Consider the following 732-nt stretch of genomic DNA (forward strand, 5'->3'; position numbering starts at 1 on the left):
GCGGGCGCGACCGATACGGACGCAGTGAACGTAAGCCAGCTCAAGTCCCTGGCTGACAACGTGGGCAGCCTGGGCGACCGGGCGGTGACCTATGACGGCAAGGTGGGAGACCCCAAGTCCTTGATCACCCTGGCCGGGTCCGCGTCCACGGATGGCGGCGCAACGGGCGGCACCAAGATCACCAACCTGGCACGTGGAGCGGTGTCGGCTACCAGCACCGATGCAGTGAACGGGTCGCAACTCCACGACACCAATCAGGACGTGCTGCGGCTGGGCGATACGCTGACGAACTTGGGGGATACCTTGACGACCATGGGCGATACGTTCACGGACCTGACCGGAAACGTCAACAAGATCAACAAGGTCGACAGTGGCATGGGCATCCGTTATGCGCGGACCAACGAGTCCGGGCTGGCGGAAGACGACGCGTATGCGCAGGGCGTGGGCAGCACGGCGCTGGGCTACAACGCGCGGGCCACGGCCGACAACGCGCTGGCGCTGGGCCGCGAGGCCCAGGCCAGCCATGCGGGCAGCGTGGCGCTGGGCGCCAATGCGGTCGCCAACGGCGCCACGCTGGCCGCGGCGGCCTACCGGTCGGGCGCGGCGGCGGTGGCCGGCGCATCGCCGGTGGGCGAGGTCAGCGTAGGCTCGGCGGGCGCCGAGCGGCGGCTCACCAACGTGGCGGCGGGCGCGACCGATACGGACGCAGTGAACGTAAGCCAGCTCAAGTCC

1 pseudogene is annotated in these 732 nt (G+C 69.3%); it reads left to right on the top strand.

The features are described from left to right. Positions 1-732 (top strand): annotated as a pseudogene (locus BRO63_RS10880) (autotransporter adhesin); the annotation flags it as partial.

This window comes from Achromobacter xylosoxidans, from assembly GCF_002192695.1.
GTDB lineage: Bacteria > Pseudomonadota > Gammaproteobacteria > Burkholderiales > Burkholderiaceae_B > Achromobacter > Achromobacter xylosoxidans_C.